This window comes from Pseudomonas cerasi (assembly GCF_027983475.1).
GTDB classification, from domain to species: Bacteria; Pseudomonadota; Gammaproteobacteria; order Pseudomonadales; family Pseudomonadaceae; genus Aquipseudomonas; species Aquipseudomonas cerasi.
Genome location: NZ_JAQJVM010000002.1, coordinates 1,368,330 through 1,381,594, shown reverse-complemented (window position 1 = coordinate 1,381,594; position 13,265 = coordinate 1,368,330). Strand labels below are relative to the sequence as shown.

The window sequence follows — 13,265 nt, the reverse complement described above, 5'->3', positions numbered from 1 at the left end:
AGTGGAAATGACGATTTGATTCGCGGGTTCAGCCGCCGGACTTTTTAGCCTTGAAGCCTTTTTTGATCAGCTCGGCCAACAGCAGTTCGACGTGATCGCCTTGAATCTCGATCACGCCTTCCTTGAGCGATCCGCCTGTGCCGCAGCGCTGCTTGAGGGCCTTGGCCAGCTCTTTGAGCGGCTCTTCGGCCAGCGGGACGCCGCTGATGGTGGTAACCGTCTTGCCGCCACGGCCCTTGCTTTCACGACGTACACGAGCAATGCCGTCACCTTCGGGGATGGCCGTCTGTTTGCAGGTGCACTCGGCAACGGGTTGACGACAATCGGGGCAGTGGCGCCCTGCGTCGGTTGAAAATACCAGGCCACCGAGGGCAGCGAGAGAAGCGGCTTTTTTAGCCACGCAAAAATCCTCTTGTTGAGGACTGAAGATGGGTCGGGCTCGTATGAGCCATCGACCGCGAAGCCCCACTCTGGCAGGGGCAGCGCTACTGAAACGGCAGGGCCGGTTCAGTTTGAAAAGGTCGCGCAGTGTAACGGCAAACCGGCCGGTTGCTAAGGGGCTGAATGCGCCAATTTCTGAACACTCGCTTACTGCTCGTTCTCTATCTGTTTCAGGTAGCGTTTCAGCGCCGCCAGGGAGTCGGGGCACCAGGGATTGTGCTCAGCCTGTTGCAGAACTTCGACGACGGGCATGAAGCGCGCTTCCAGCACCTCTTCAGGTTGCAGTTTCAAAGGGCCGTCCCACACGGCTGAAAACACTGCACACCAGAGCCGGTTGCCCGGCTGATCGAAGAAAAACTGTTCGTGGGCCTGCAGCGGCACGCCACTGACCCCCAGTTCTTCTTCCAGCTCGCGCGCAGCAGACTCCGCATAGCTTTCATCCGCCTGGACCATTCCGCCTGCGGCTACGTCCCAGTAGCCGGGATAGATCGCCTTGCTCAGCGTGCGTCGGTGCACACACAGCTCACCCAGACTGTTGAACAGCAGGATATAAGTGCCGCGTCCAATCAGCCCGCGTTCACGCAGGTCGGCGCGGACCAGTGAACCGAGCAGCCGATCCTGTTCGTCGACCCAGGCGATCTGCTCGGCATCCGAGGCGGCGCGATGCGCGGCCTCGTTGGCAGGTATGGACATCAGCCTTGATTCAGCAGCTGGCGCAGGTCAATGACTGCGGCGTTGGCACGCGAAATGTAGTTGGCCATGACCAGCGAGTGGTTGGCGAACACGCCGAACGGGCTGCCGTTGAGAATCATCGGGCTCCACATTGGCTCTTGCGAGGCCTCCAGTTCACGAATGATCTGGCGCACGCTGACCGTCGCGTTCTTTTTCGCCAGTACGTCGGCAAAATCAACCTCGATGGCGCGCAGCAGGTGCGAGAGCGCCCAGGCCTGACCACGTGCTTCGTAGAACACGTTGTCGATTTCCAGCCATGGCGTTTCGACGATTTCCTCATCGACCTGCGGTACTTCACCGGGCTTGACCGAAACAGCAGCTTCGGTTTTCAGCGTGCTGTTGAGTTTGACCCGGCCAACGCTGGCCGACAGGCGCTGCGACAGCGAGCCCAGACGGGTACCGACATCGCCCAGCCAGTTGTTCAGGTTGTCGGCGCGGGCATAGAACAGCGCGCCTTTCTGGTTCGGATCGGACAGACGTGCCTGGTAGCGGCTCAGGGAGTTGATCCCCTCGGCGTACTGCGATTCGCTGGAAGGCAGGACCCAGCTGCGATTATTGAAGTTGAACAACGGCTCGGCACGCGCCAGGTCGCCATCTTCAGCCGATTGCGACTGGGAACGCGCGAAGTCCTTGCGCAGCGCACGGCTCAGGTCACGCACCTGAACCAGCACGCCGTATTCCCAGCTCGGGATGTTGTCCAGCCACAGGCCCGGTGGCATGCGGTCGTTGGACAGGTAGCCACCGGGCTTGTTAAGCAACGTGCCCGCCACGGTCTTGAGCGTTTCAACCGTCGTGTAACCGATGACCATCTGTTTGCCTTCACGCTCGGCGGCAGCCTGGGCGTTTTGCTGTACCGGGAACAGCGCAGGTTCCTTGCTCCAGTACCAGCCGACTGCCAGTGCCACCAGCAGGTAGATCAAGATCAGGGCGCCCAGCGCGCGACTATAGAACAGGTTACCCAGGTAACCGCGGCGTTTGGTCGATGAAGTGTCTGCGGTGCGCGCACCCGCGCTGCCTGCGCGGTTCTTCCAATCCAGCATGGTAGGGTCCTTTCGATCTTGAGTTGAATGCTTCACGAGGCGTTCGACCGCAACCTTACCTCAAGGTGCGGCTGGCAGACATTATCTTGAGATTTGAACTGTAACGTTGATAGGCGCAGTCTATGCACCGATTGATTTTGCATAATGGCTATGCGCCATCAAACTGTTGTCAAATAAGTGACTTGCGACACTGTTCTGTTGTAACGGAGGTGCTAGCATAGCGCCATCAGCCGTATCGCTCAGCAAAACCACAGTAGTCTGAATATGACCGACCCCGAAGACCCTAGCCGAGACCGCCTGAAGCACCACTTTGCCCAGAGGGTCATTCACCAGGCGCGCCAGATTCTGGAGACGTGGCAACGTCTGCAGAAGGCCGAGTGGTCGATTGGCGATATGGCCGAGCTCAAGGAGTCCACGCTGCGTCTTTCGCGCTTTGCCGAACGCTTCGAGCAGGCCGAACACAGCGCGCTGGCGAAGGAGATCAGCCAGGCGCTCGATGCGGTGGAAGCCAATCGCGGTCGCCTCAACAGCCGGGTCATCACCGATCTCAATCGTCTGATGCAACGCCTTTCCCGAACCGGGCTGCGACACGGCGACCGTTTTGAGCAAACGACGCTGCCACCGTTGCGCAAGCCCGTCTATGTGGTGCTTCATGATCACGAGCGGGCCGAGCGTCTGGCCAAGCAGCTGGAGTTTTTCGGGCTGGCGGCGCTGTCGCTGCACAATGTCGGCGAGTTTCAGCGGGCGATGGCCCAGCGGCATCCGGCGGCGATTGTCATGGATGTCGATTTCAGCGGGCCCGGCAAGGGGCTCGAACTGGCCTCCCAGGCTCAGGAAGGGCTGGAGCAGAAACTTCCGCTGTTGTTTTTCAGCCTCAATGAAACCGATACGCCCACCCGCCTGGCCGCAGTCAGGGCCGGTGGTGAGGAGTTTCTGACCGGCGCGCTTGAAGCGTCGAGTCTGCTGGAAAAAATTGAAGTCCTGACCTGCGTGGCTCAATACGAGCCCTATAAAGTGCTGATCATCGACGATTCCCGCGCGCAGGCGCTGCACACCGAGCGTGTTCTGAATGCTGCCGGAATCGTTACGCGGGTGTTGCTCGACCCGATTCAGGCAATGTCCGAGCTGGCCGAGTTTCAGCCGGACCTGATCATCCTCGACATGTACATGCCGGGGTGTACCGGCACGGAGCTGGCCAAGGTCATTCGCCATAACGACCGTTACGTCAGTGTGCCGATCATTTATCTGTCGGCTGAAGACGATCAGGACAAGCAGCTCGATGCCATGAGCGAAGGCGGCGATGACTTCCTGACCAAGCCGATCAAACCCCGTCATCTCATCACCACTGTGCGCAACCGTGCCGCGAGGGCTCGCAACCTCAAGGCGCGCATGGTCCGCGACAGCCTGACCGGGCTTTACAATCACACGCACATTTTGCAACTGCTGGAAGATTGCTGCTTTCGTTCGCGACGTGAAGGCAAGCCGCTGTGCTTTGCCATGCTTGATATCGACCACTTCAAGAGGGTCAATGACAGCCACGGTCACCCGATGGGGGATCGTGTCATCAAGAGCCTTGCGCTGTTTCTCAAGCAACGCCTGCGCAAAACCGACTTCATCGGTCGTTACGGCGGTGAGGAATTTGCCATTGTCATGCCGGACACCGACATTCAAAGCGCTCATAGGGTGCTGGATGACATCCGCCAGCGCTTTGCCGAGATCCATTACCCGGCGCAGCCCGTCGACCTGTTCTGCACCTTCAGCGCCGGGGTGGTTTCGCTCGGTGCCAATGACGACAGCCTGAGCCTTGCGTCCCAGGCCGATGCGGCGTTGTACTGCGCCAAGCACGCAGGCCGCAATCAAGTGTATTCGGTGCTGGTCGATGTGCCTTTTCACGTCGTGCTGAGCGAGATCGAAGCCTGAGTTCCATTCAGCCCTGGCTTTCGATCAGTCTTTGCCGCTCCGCCGATTTGCCCGGTGAAAATGCCAATGCCAGCTGCGTGCGGTTATGCATGTGCGTCAGGCGCAGCACTTGCGACACATAGAGTTTCACCGTGTTTTCAGTAATCCCCAGTTCGCAGGCGATCTGATAATTGGTCAGTCCGGTGCTGACCAGGCGCGCTACGTCAAGCTGGCGAGGTGACAGCTTGGCCAGAGCCACCGGCATCTGCACCTCACGCGCCACACCGTCACGCGCTTTTCGTTCGGGCTGAGGCCTGTTCTGGACGCTGTCCAGGTTCTGATAAAGATCATCAATGGACGCGGCCAAAAACTGAAGCTTTTCGTTGAGCAGGCCCAGCTGCTGACGGTTTTTCTGCCGCTCGTTCAGCGCCTGGACCTGCAACTGCACACCTTCGAGCAATTCTTCCAGATCGACCGGCTTCTGGTAGTAATCGGCGATGCCGGCCCGAAGCGCCTTGATGACGTCTTTTTTCTCGGCCTCGCCGGTCAGCATGATGGCCTCGAACAGATGCGTCTTGCCGCCGGTCATCTTCATCGCTTCGACCATCTCGATCCCGTTCATGCCGGGCATTTCCAGATCGCAGAGTACGATGCCGATGGTGCTGTCGGCGCTGAAACGCTCGATGGCTTCCAGGCTTGAATAGCAACGCACACACTCATAGCCGCTGCTCTCCAGAAACTCGCAGAGCTCTTCAACGATAAGCGGCTGGTCATCGACCACCAGAACTTTCGTGAGCGGGTAATTATCCACAGGCGACTCCATGCTGTTGGGGGCCTTCGACGGCGCCCCGATCCATTCAGCAAACCATGATTCGGCGTCATTTGATCGGTGCGGGTATTGCTGACAGTACGCCATAGCCATGACTTAACCGTAGTCGTACTTCCTGACTATGTACATAGCATTAAAATATTCCCGTGCCGTTATTCGACTAATGGAGCAGTGCTGTGCTCAGGAGTAAACCTGCGAATAAAAAAGGTGAAAAAGGATATTTATCTGGCGTGCCAGGGTTCATATACCGGTAGCGTTGCGCAACCCATTGCTGCGTATGAGGCCAGGTACTCTTTCCGACGATAAGCCAGGCTGCCATGGTGAGGCCGGCGCCAATAAACGTACACAGCAGGTAAGCACTGTTTGAGGCCAGCGCCAATGCCGTCATCAGTTTGACGTCTGCGGCGCCCAACTTGCCGAGGGCATAGCCTGGCAATGTCAGCGCCCATGCCAGGGTCACGGCCAGCAAGGCCTCCAGCGCAGGCGAGCCGAGCCAGGTCATACCGGTCAAAGCCAGGTAGATAATAGCCAGCGCTGCTGCGCCGAGTGTCAGCCCGTTGGAAATCTGCTTGCAACGCGCATCCTGTTCGGCGCAAATTGCAAACCATATCAGTAGGAAAAATAATTTCATCACGCCGAAGACATCCTGTTATCGGGAAAGAATCTATGCTGTGTTGATGCAGTACATGTCAGGGTAGACGTCGATATGAAAACAGTTCCGCAACATACCTTGCCCCGCCGTCAACACGGGGCTGCTGCTATTGAATTCTCTGCGGTGTTCGTTATCTTCTTTGCCGTGTTCTACGGCATGGTGAGTTATAGCCTGCCGTTGCTCATGGTCCAGTCATTCAATGCCGCCGCCAGTGAAGCGGTGCGCAGAAGTGTTGCCCTCAGTCCGACAGTTACTGGCTATAACGAGGTGTTGAAGAGTCAGGCCCAGAGTGTGGTCATGAACCAGTTGTCGTGGATACCTCCAGCGCTGGGCTTCAATGTCAGCTACACCAGCGTGACTTACAGCGCAGGCATTCTGACAGTGACCATCCAGTACCCCAAGGCCCGACTGGCTCAGGTTCTGCCCTTGCTGACCCTCCCTGGTATCGGGGAGGTCCCGCGCTTGCCGAGCAACCTGACTGCACAAGCGAGTCTGCAACTTGTCCCTTGAAAAGAATCGTTTGAGCCGTTGGCTGGGGCGTGGTGAAGCAACACAAGTGCCGCAGCCCCTGCCCGTATCGAGCGAGCCCGGTCCGATCGGTGCGGACCTCTATCTGCTGCTGGATGACGAGGGCCGCATCCAAAGCATCAGCCCGCACTTGCTTGCCCGCCTGGACATGGCTGCGCCACTGCCGGCTGCCCAGCGATTGATGAGTCTGCTGTTACCCAATAGCGCGCTGGTCATCGAAGGCGTGCCGCGTGACTGGCTGGGGCACATGCTCGACCTGGACTTCAAGAGTGCCGACGCACACACCTTGCACGCCCGAGGCTGGGTGCAGGCGCATGGCAAGGGCTGGCTCTTGCAATTGCTGGATATCAGCGACCTGATGGAGGAGGCCAGTGCCGCACGCAGCCGTCAACAGTGCCTGCGGTTCGCCGGGCAAATGGCCGAGCGTGTGCGAGGGTGCAGCGTCGACCGCCTGACTGCGGTGGTGAGCGAGCAACTGGAGGAACTCGCGCAGCTGTGGCGCATCCCCTGTGTAGCGCTGGTGTTGCCGGAGGTCGGCGGTGTTGGCTGGCGCGTGTATTGTCAGTACAGCGCCCATACGGCGCCCGAGTTGTGGCAGGTCGGGCAGCGGTTGGGTTCCGCGCTGGATCGATTCAACGCCGACGCTACGCGACAGCTGAGGTTTGACGGCGGTGTCGATCAGGGGGCGCTGCAAAGTGCTTTCGGCAACGCTGACGGTTTTCTGATCCCGCACAGTCGCGATAACGTTGCCAAGGCCTGGCTGATGTTCGGATTTTATAACGCGCAGCAGCAGGCTCCGGACCTTGGCGAGCGAGAGTGGCTGAACCTGTGCTCGGCCTTGGCCGGGCCGGTGCTTTTTCGCCTGTCCGAGCAGACCAACCGTCATCATGTCGAACGCCTGGCAGTGCTTCAGGACCTGCTGGGCACCGGATGGTGGGAGTTGGTGCCTGATCGTGACGAGGTTTTGCTGGCGCCACAGTTGGCTCGCAGTCTGCGTCTGGGCGACCAGGTCGAGAGCCTGTCACGTCAGGACTGGCTGGCGCTGATTCATCCCGCCGATCGACAGGAACTGTCCAGTCGCCTCGCGCAGTTACGCGACAAGGGCACACCGCTGTTGCTCTGTGTGCGTCTGGCGCAAAGCGATCCCGCCCAGGAAACCCTCTGGTTTCGTATTCAGGGGCAGGCGTTGATCCGAGGGCAGGTTCAGCGTGTGCTGGGGTTCATGCTGGATGTCAGCGATATCAAGAATCAGGAAACCGAGGCCGCTGCCGCCCATGCCCGGCTGGATAACCTGATTGCCAGTTCGCCAGCGGTGATTTACGTGCAGCGTTACGATCGCGGCAATCTGGAGCCAACCTTTTTCAGTGACAGCCTCACGCCTTTGCTGGGCTGGACGCTGGCCGATTGCGTCGATGGGCAACTGGCGGGATACATCCATCCCGAAGATCACGACATCTGGTTCGAGCGTAACCGCCAACTGCTGCGCGAAGGATTCGTCAGTCGCCGGTTCAGATTGCGCAACCGGAACGGTCAATACCACTGGCTGCTGGACGAGGCGCGATTGCTGCGTGACGACCTTGGCATGCCGGTGGAGGCGGTGGGGCTGTGGCTGGACGTGACCGAGGCCACCCTGGCCGCCGAGCATATACGACGCAGCGAGGAGCGTTACCGCATTCTGGTCGAGGATTCGCCGGCCATGATCTGCCGCTACACGCCGGATCTGGTGTTGAGTTTCGGCAACCGGCCGCTGGCCAATTATATGGAGTGCACACCCGAGCAACTGACCGGGATCAACCTGGGCGACTGGCTGTCGGACGAGCAGCGTGAGGCGTTCATCCGGCGTATCGGTCAATTGACTCCGGAGGCGCCGGTGAGTACCGAAGAAATCTGCATCGAGCTGCCGGGACGCGAGTATGCCTGGTGGATATGGGCCGACCGGGGAGTATTCGATGAGCACGGCAAACTGGTCGAAGTGCAGGCGGTAGGCCGTGACAACACTGATGTACGTCGCTCGCGCATGCAGTTGAATCAGAGCGCGAAGATGGCAACGCTTGGCGAGATGTCCACCGGTCTGGCCCACGAGATCAATCAGCCGCTCAACGTCATGCGCATGGCCGTGGTCAACGTTCTCAAGCGTCTGGGCCGGGGTGATGTGGACATCGAATACCTCACCGAAAAACTCAATCGCATCGACACCCAGGTGCAGCGTGCCGCCCGGGTGGTCGATCATATGCGGGTATTCGGTCGCCGCTCTGAGGTAGAGGAGCAGTTGTTCGATCCGGCCCAGGCGGTGGAAGGCACGATCTCGATGCTGGCTGAAGGCATGAAAGGCAAGGCCGTGCAGTTGCGGGTCGGCGCGATGATCGACGCGGTACAGGTTCGTGGCCATGTCGATCAACTTGAGCAGGTGTTGATCAACCTGATGGTCAATGCCCGTGATGCCTTGTTGTCGCGTCGGGAAAAGGACCGCGATTTCCAGCCGTGGATCAGCGTCGAGGCAGAACGCGATGAAAACATCATCCGCCTGGCGGTTCAGGACAATGGCGGGGGCATTGACCCGCGGTTGCTGGAGCGCATTTTCGAGCCGTTTTTCACCACCAAACCGGTGGGGGTCGGCACCGGTCTGGGCTTGTCCGTCAGTTATGGCATCGTTGACCAGATGGGCGGCCAGCTCAGCGTCGCCAACGTCGGCGAGGGTGCTCGATTCCAGATCGAGCTGCCGATCTTCAACGCCGATCAGACCGGCAGCTAAATGACCAGTGTCGCCTGACCCAGGTTGCAACTCAGGTTGGTGCCGACGTCGGTAGCCCCCATGCTCACGCCCAGCGATTCGAACAGGGGGTCGACAACCGACGTCAGCAAGCGTGTCAGGGTGTCATCGACCATCGCGTCCAGCGCCAGGGTCAGGCTGCTCAGCGTGGTGGCCGCGCCGGTGATGACGTTGCCCAGCACATTGCTGGTCGCCGGTTTATACACATTCACTTTGACGCTTGACGCCGTGCCGTTGAGCAAGGTGCTCGGCTTGGTGTGCGCAACGCCTGTCAGGTAATACGGGGCGCTGTTGATCTCCGGCAGGTTGGGCGAGCTGAACGTCGTACTGGTCACCGTCGAGCTGCCCAGTGCCGACTGGCTGACATTGTCGAAGGTCAGGCCGATGCCGCCACCCCCGAAAGGCGTGCGGGCGGTGCAATTGCCCAGCAGCCCGGCGATCTTCTGGCAGGTTTTGGTGCCGATATCGATGACAGGCAGAGGCAGTGCGGTGATTGCCGCCGGATCAGTGCTGGCGGGGAAGGCCGATGCACTGTCGATCCAGCCGATCTTGGCACTGAGCAGCGCTGCGTCGGTCTTGACGTTAAGGGTTTTGCTGGCGTTGCTGGTGCAGGTAAAACCGGTGACGTAGCTGTCGGCGCTGGCCATTGACAGGCTCATGTCGATTCTCGGGCCCGAGTTTGACGAGCTGTCTGTCAGAAACTTGAAGTCGGTCACCATGCAACTGTTCAGTCCCAGCGCGCAGGTGGCCGAGGTCCCCAGCCCGGCAATGTTCAGGCCCAATGCGCTGTTGAGGATCGGCGTGAGGCTGCCGATCACCGAACCTGCGGTATTGGCCAGCGAGGTTATCGTGCCGAGCACCGGCAGGTTGATCGACACCAGCGCGCGCATTTGTGCCGTACGCACGTAAATCCGGTTTGCACCGTTTCGAGGGTTGAGCGGGTCGATTTTGCTCGGGTCGCCGATGGCCGACAACTGAGGCGGCTCGATTACCTGAATGCGTGTGGTGACCTGCGCCAGCCCGGCGACATTGATCTGGGACGCGGTCAGAACACCGGTCTTTTCGTTGGCCAGTTGCGCGAGGCCCTGAACCAGATCCATCAACCGCAGATTGGTATTCAGCGCGGCGAGGTCCGTGCCGCTCTGCACCGACAGTAGATCCCCCAGCAGCACGGTGGTCGTTCCCGCGGCCAGCTTCAAGGCTTGCAGGCCCTGAATGGCGGCGGCACCGCCCAGCGTGGCGTTCGGACTGATGATATTGATTGCGCTCTGCAGCAACTGACTGACCGATACCGAGGTGTTGAGTACATCGTTGTAGCCCACGGCCGTCAGGCTGAGGTCGGTTTTCAGCCTGTTCAGGTAGCTCAGCAGGCTCAGGTTGGTGTCGGCGATGCCTTGCCAGTTGGCAACACTCAGGTTCAACGAGCCCCCCAGCAGGCTGCCGACCACCGGGTTGAGGAGGGCGGCACCGGTGCTATCCACGGTGACTGCCGCACTGCGAATGGTCAGTGCCGCCAGCGGCGCAGCACTGGCGGCAACCGCGGTGGCGCTGATCGTGACGTTGGGTGGGGAGGGCGTTTTTTCGAACAGTGCGCCAATACCGGCTGCAATGCTGCGCGGCACCGGATGAGACGCGACCACCTGGATAGCCAGCGCCTGCGTCGAATCAGCGACAAATACGCGCGGTCCCGCGACGTCCACCGTGAGTGTTCCGCAACGAGTCGCCAGGGTGCGGCCATCGGTATTGGGGGTGAAACCGTTGCGAGTGGCGCTCTGATTGGCGAAATCGGGCGCCGTGGCCGCTGTGCCGCTGCACGTTCCTCTACGGCCCGCCGCTTCCAGTGCGGCAATGTCCGCAACCCGCTGCAACGAGCGCTTTTCCAGATACAGCCTGCCGCTGTCGATAACGGTCAGCGTGCACAGCAGCGCCAGGCCCATGGTCAGCGCTGCCATCAGGCCGATTGCGCCGCGCTGCCGGGAGGGCATCGCCGTATAACCATCCAGTGGAGACATCAACACTCCTTCGATCACGCCGTTGCACACTCATCTGTCACTGGAGAGTGTAGTCAACGCCCCGAAAGAGCACTGGCAAGGTGCCAGATTTGAGAAGTGTCGCACCCGTCATGGGCGGGCGCGATCAGTGCTGTCGATCAATACTGGTAACGCAGCACCCCATGCGACAGGGCACGAACGGCGAAGATACCCAGCAGTGCGGTCATGGCTGGCACAACGAGCCACCAGACGCGCACCGACATGGCCGGCAAGGGGTCCTTGCGTTGGATGAACGCCAGGCTGGCGGCACAGACGCAGAACGCCAGAAGCATGCCGGCGAGAATGTCGGTGGGCCAATGCACGCCCAGGTAAACCCTCGACAGCGCGATTGCCAGGGCCGGAATACCGGCGACCAGCATCCAGGTCAGGCGCAGGCGCACGGGTTGGCCGCGTCCGGCCAGCACTGCCAGAGTCATGAACAGCGCAAAGGCTGCCGAGCTGTGGCCGCTGGGCATGCTGTACGTCGTCAGCGGCTCTAACAGCACCTCCGGGCGAGCGCGGGCGAAAAACGTTTTCAGGACGCCGTTGGCGATCGCGGTGCCCAGTGTGGCGGTCAGGGCAAAGGCTGCGTGGCGCCATTGCCTGGCAACCGCCAGCACGATGATCAGCAGGCTGGCGGCCAGCAACTGCGCCCTGAAATCGCCGATGCTGGTGACGAAGACCACGATGTGCTGCGTGGCTTCGCTGCGGTGTTCCTGGATGAGCGTCATCAAGCCGTTGTCGAAGTCGGCCAGCAAGGGAAAGCCGAAGAACAGCGCCGCGACCAGCACAAGGCTGAGCGCGGAGATCAGTCGGGTTGCGTAGCGTTTCTGGCGAATACTGCTCTGGATGCTCAGCCCGAACAGCACGGCCAGGCTGCCGCCGACCACGGCCGCCTCGGGCCAGAAGCCTTCCGGCAGTGGCAGGCGAATGGCCGCGCCGGCTGCCCAGCCCGGCATCAGGTAGGCAATCGACCAGCCGGCCGCCGCCAGCACGCTGACCGCCACGAAGCGCGGCAGCGGCATGTCGCACATACCGGCGATCATCGGCAGCATCGGGCGCAGCGGACCGATGAAACGTCCGACCAGCAAACTGGCAATGCCGTAACGGTGGAAGTATTTTTCCGCACCTTCCATCCACTCCGGGTGCGTGCGCAAGCCGGGCAACTGACGGATATTCTGATGAAAGCGCCGGCCTATGAAGTACGACACCGCGTCACCCAGCAGCCCGCCGAGAAAACCCAGTAACAGCACTTCACTCAACGGCAGTATGCCGCTGCCCGCCAAGGCGGCGATGGCAAACATGATGACCGTGCCCGGCACGACGATCCCGACGATCGCGACGCATTCAGTGAAGGCCACCAAAAAGATCGCGACAGCCACCCAGGAAGGATTTGCGGTCAGCCAGCCGGTCATTCCATTGAGCAGATCGCCCATCGGTCAGTTTCCTTGATCGAGAAATAGGTAGTCGCGGCCTTCGACCTGACCGCGTCTGAGAGGGTTCCGTGTACAGAAACGGGCGTAACCGGCATCCACGAAGCGATACATCAGGTGCTCATCGCGACCGGCAGGAATGCCCAGTCGGGTGGTCTGGATAACGCGTGCGGGTGTCTGACCGACGTCCTCGACCAGTAACCTCTGCGGGTCGAAGCGCTTGGCGTCCCACACCGGGACTTTCAGGCCGAGCGCCTTGCACAGCAGCGTCTGGCCAGCGCACAGCCGTTGCGCCGGGCGCATCGCACCGCTGGCGTCGGGGTTGTTCAACTGCATCTGCGCCAACGCGTTTTCGTCGCTGGTCGCGTCGGTCCAGGGAAATGCCGACTTGATCAGTACGGCATTGCCCGGCCCTTCGGCGCTGAAATTCAACGAATCTCCGCCGCGCGCGTAGTACATATAGATGTGGCCGCCGTCGAGAAACAGCGCCTTGCGTTTCTCGGTATAGCCCAGCGAGGCATGACTGCCCTTTTCGGCGCAGTAGTAAGCCTCGGTTTCGATGATCCGCGCGGCCAGCCACAGATCGCCTGCCTTGTGACGGATGACTTTGCCCAGTAGATCGCGCGCCAGCAACTGGGCATCGCGGTGAAAGAAGTGGTCGGGTAGGGCTGTGGGCATAATCAGACGGGTACATTGGGAAAGAGCCCGATGATAACAAGCGCAACTTTAATTGCAGCTGAATGTGTCTGGATTAGGCACTTTGTTGTTTCTGAACGTGACCGACGCATGACATGTCGTTAGGCCCGTGCGTGATGCCTGTCTGCGCATTGCCGCCGGCAACACCCGTCACTGTGGCGAAAAATCTGCGCACTGATATCGACCATCCGCCTGTCTGCGCTGTCGTTCGGACG

At 60.4% G+C, this 13,265-nt stretch carries 11 protein-coding genes; 3 read left to right on the top strand and 8 right to left on the bottom strand.

Annotation, left to right across the window (positions count from 1 at the left end; genetic code table 11):
• Positions 1 to 28 precede the first annotated feature (28 nt).
• The 3 genes from PI739_RS15380 to PI739_RS15370 form a co-directional block, all read right to left on the bottom strand.
• A complete protein-coding gene (locus tag PI739_RS15380; protein ID WP_003313912.1) occupies positions 29 to 400 on the bottom strand; it encodes a translation initiation factor Sui1 in 372 nt (123 codons plus the stop codon).
• Positions 401 to 588: 188 nt separating this feature from the next.
• Complete coding sequence (locus PI739_RS15375) at positions 589 to 1,134, bottom strand: NUDIX hydrolase (RefSeq protein WP_003368817.1); 546 nt, start codon at positions 1,132 to 1,134, stop codon at positions 589 to 591.
• Positions 1,134 to 2,213, bottom strand: coding sequence for a DUF2333 family protein (locus PI739_RS15370; RefSeq protein ID WP_003431710.1), 1,080 nt, complete (start codon positions 2,211 to 2,213; stop codon positions 1,134 to 1,136). Before PI739_RS15370 ends, PI739_RS15375 begins: the two co-directional genes overlap by 1 nt.
• Positions 2,214 to 2,477: 264 nt before the next feature.
• On the opposite strand from PI739_RS15370, the gene PI739_RS15365 reads away from it, so the two are divergent.
• Complete coding sequence (locus PI739_RS15365) at positions 2,478 to 4,133, top strand: response regulator (RefSeq protein WP_003431709.1); 1,656 nt, start codon at positions 2,478 to 2,480, stop codon at positions 4,131 to 4,133.
• Between the two features lie 7 nt (positions 4,134 to 4,140).
• Here the strand turns inward: PI739_RS15365 and PI739_RS15360 are convergent, their stop codons facing one another.
• Complete coding sequence (locus PI739_RS15360; RefSeq protein ID WP_161428937.1) at positions 4,141 to 4,935, bottom strand: response regulator transcription factor; 795 nt, start codon at positions 4,933 to 4,935, stop codon at positions 4,141 to 4,143.
• Positions 4,936 to 5,101: 166 nt separating this feature from the next.
• A complete protein-coding gene (locus PI739_RS15355) occupies positions 5,102 to 5,572 on the bottom strand; it encodes an A24 family peptidase (protein ID WP_046718960.1) in 471 nt (156 codons plus the stop codon).
• A gap of 75 nt (positions 5,573 to 5,647) precedes the next feature.
• Between PI739_RS15355 and PI739_RS15350 the strand changes: the two genes are divergently transcribed.
• A complete protein-coding gene (locus tag PI739_RS15350; protein WP_003431704.1) occupies positions 5,648 to 6,103 on the top strand; it encodes a TadE/TadG family type IV pilus assembly protein in 456 nt (151 codons plus the stop codon).
• Positions 6,093 to 8,873, top strand: coding sequence for a PAS domain-containing sensor histidine kinase (locus PI739_RS15345; protein WP_032609183.1), 2,781 nt, complete (start codon positions 6,093 to 6,095; stop codon positions 8,871 to 8,873). The genes PI739_RS15350 and PI739_RS15345 overlap by 11 nt, the downstream gene beginning before the upstream one ends.
• Here the strand turns inward: PI739_RS15345 and PI739_RS15340 are convergent.
• From PI739_RS15340 to PI739_RS15330, 3 genes are all read right to left on the bottom strand, one after another.
• Positions 8,870 to 10,903: a TadG family pilus assembly protein gene (locus PI739_RS15340; RefSeq protein ID WP_054081957.1), complete on the bottom strand. Its 2,034-nt coding sequence runs from the start codon at positions 10,901 to 10,903 to the stop codon at positions 8,870 to 8,872. The genes PI739_RS15345 and PI739_RS15340 overlap by 4 nt on opposite strands.
• Before the next feature lie 137 nt (positions 10,904 to 11,040).
• Positions 11,041 to 12,357 carry a bifunctional DedA family/phosphatase PAP2 family protein gene (locus tag PI739_RS15335; protein ID WP_003431697.1) on the bottom strand — a complete coding sequence of 439 codons (1,317 nt, stop codon included), beginning with the start codon at positions 12,355 to 12,357 and terminating at the stop codon, positions 11,041 to 11,043.
• Between the two features lie 3 nt (positions 12,358 to 12,360).
• On the bottom strand, positions 12,361 to 13,032 hold the full coding sequence (locus tag PI739_RS15330; protein ID WP_003368807.1) for a DNA-3-methyladenine glycosylase: 672 nt from the start codon (positions 13,030 to 13,032) through the stop codon (positions 12,361 to 12,363).
• Positions 13,033 to 13,265 lie beyond the last annotated feature (233 nt).

Bases quoted from the DNA above. Each gene is read 5' to 3' on its own strand.
- PI739_RS15350 (WP_003431704.1), top strand. From the start codon at position 5,648: ATGAAAACAGTTCCGCAACATACCTTGCCCCGCCGTCAACACGGGGCT.
- PI739_RS15335 (WP_003431697.1), bottom strand. From the start codon at position 12,357: ATGGGCGATCTGCTCAATGGAATGACCGGCTGGCTGACCGCAAATCCT.
- PI739_RS15340 (WP_054081957.1), bottom strand. From the start codon at position 10,903: ATGTCTCCACTGGATGGTTATACGGCGATGCCCTCCCGGCAGCGCGGC.
- PI739_RS15330 (WP_003368807.1), bottom strand. From the start codon at position 13,032: ATGCCCACAGCCCTACCCGACCACTTCTTTCACCGCGATGCCCAGTTG.
- PI739_RS15365 (WP_003431709.1), top strand. From the start codon at position 2,478: ATGACCGACCCCGAAGACCCTAGCCGAGACCGCCTGAAGCACCACTTT.
- PI739_RS15375 (WP_003368817.1), bottom strand. From the start codon at position 1,134: ATGTCCATACCTGCCAACGAGGCCGCGCATCGCGCCGCCTCGGATGCC.
- PI739_RS15355 (WP_046718960.1), bottom strand. From the start codon at position 5,572: ATGAAATTATTTTTCCTACTGATATGGTTTGCAATTTGCGCCGAACAG.
- PI739_RS15360 (WP_161428937.1), bottom strand. From the start codon at position 4,935: ATGGAGTCGCCTGTGGATAATTACCCGCTCACGAAAGTTCTGGTGGTC.
- PI739_RS15370 (WP_003431710.1), bottom strand. From the start codon at position 2,213: ATGCTGGATTGGAAGAACCGCGCAGGCAGCGCGGGTGCGCGCACCGCA.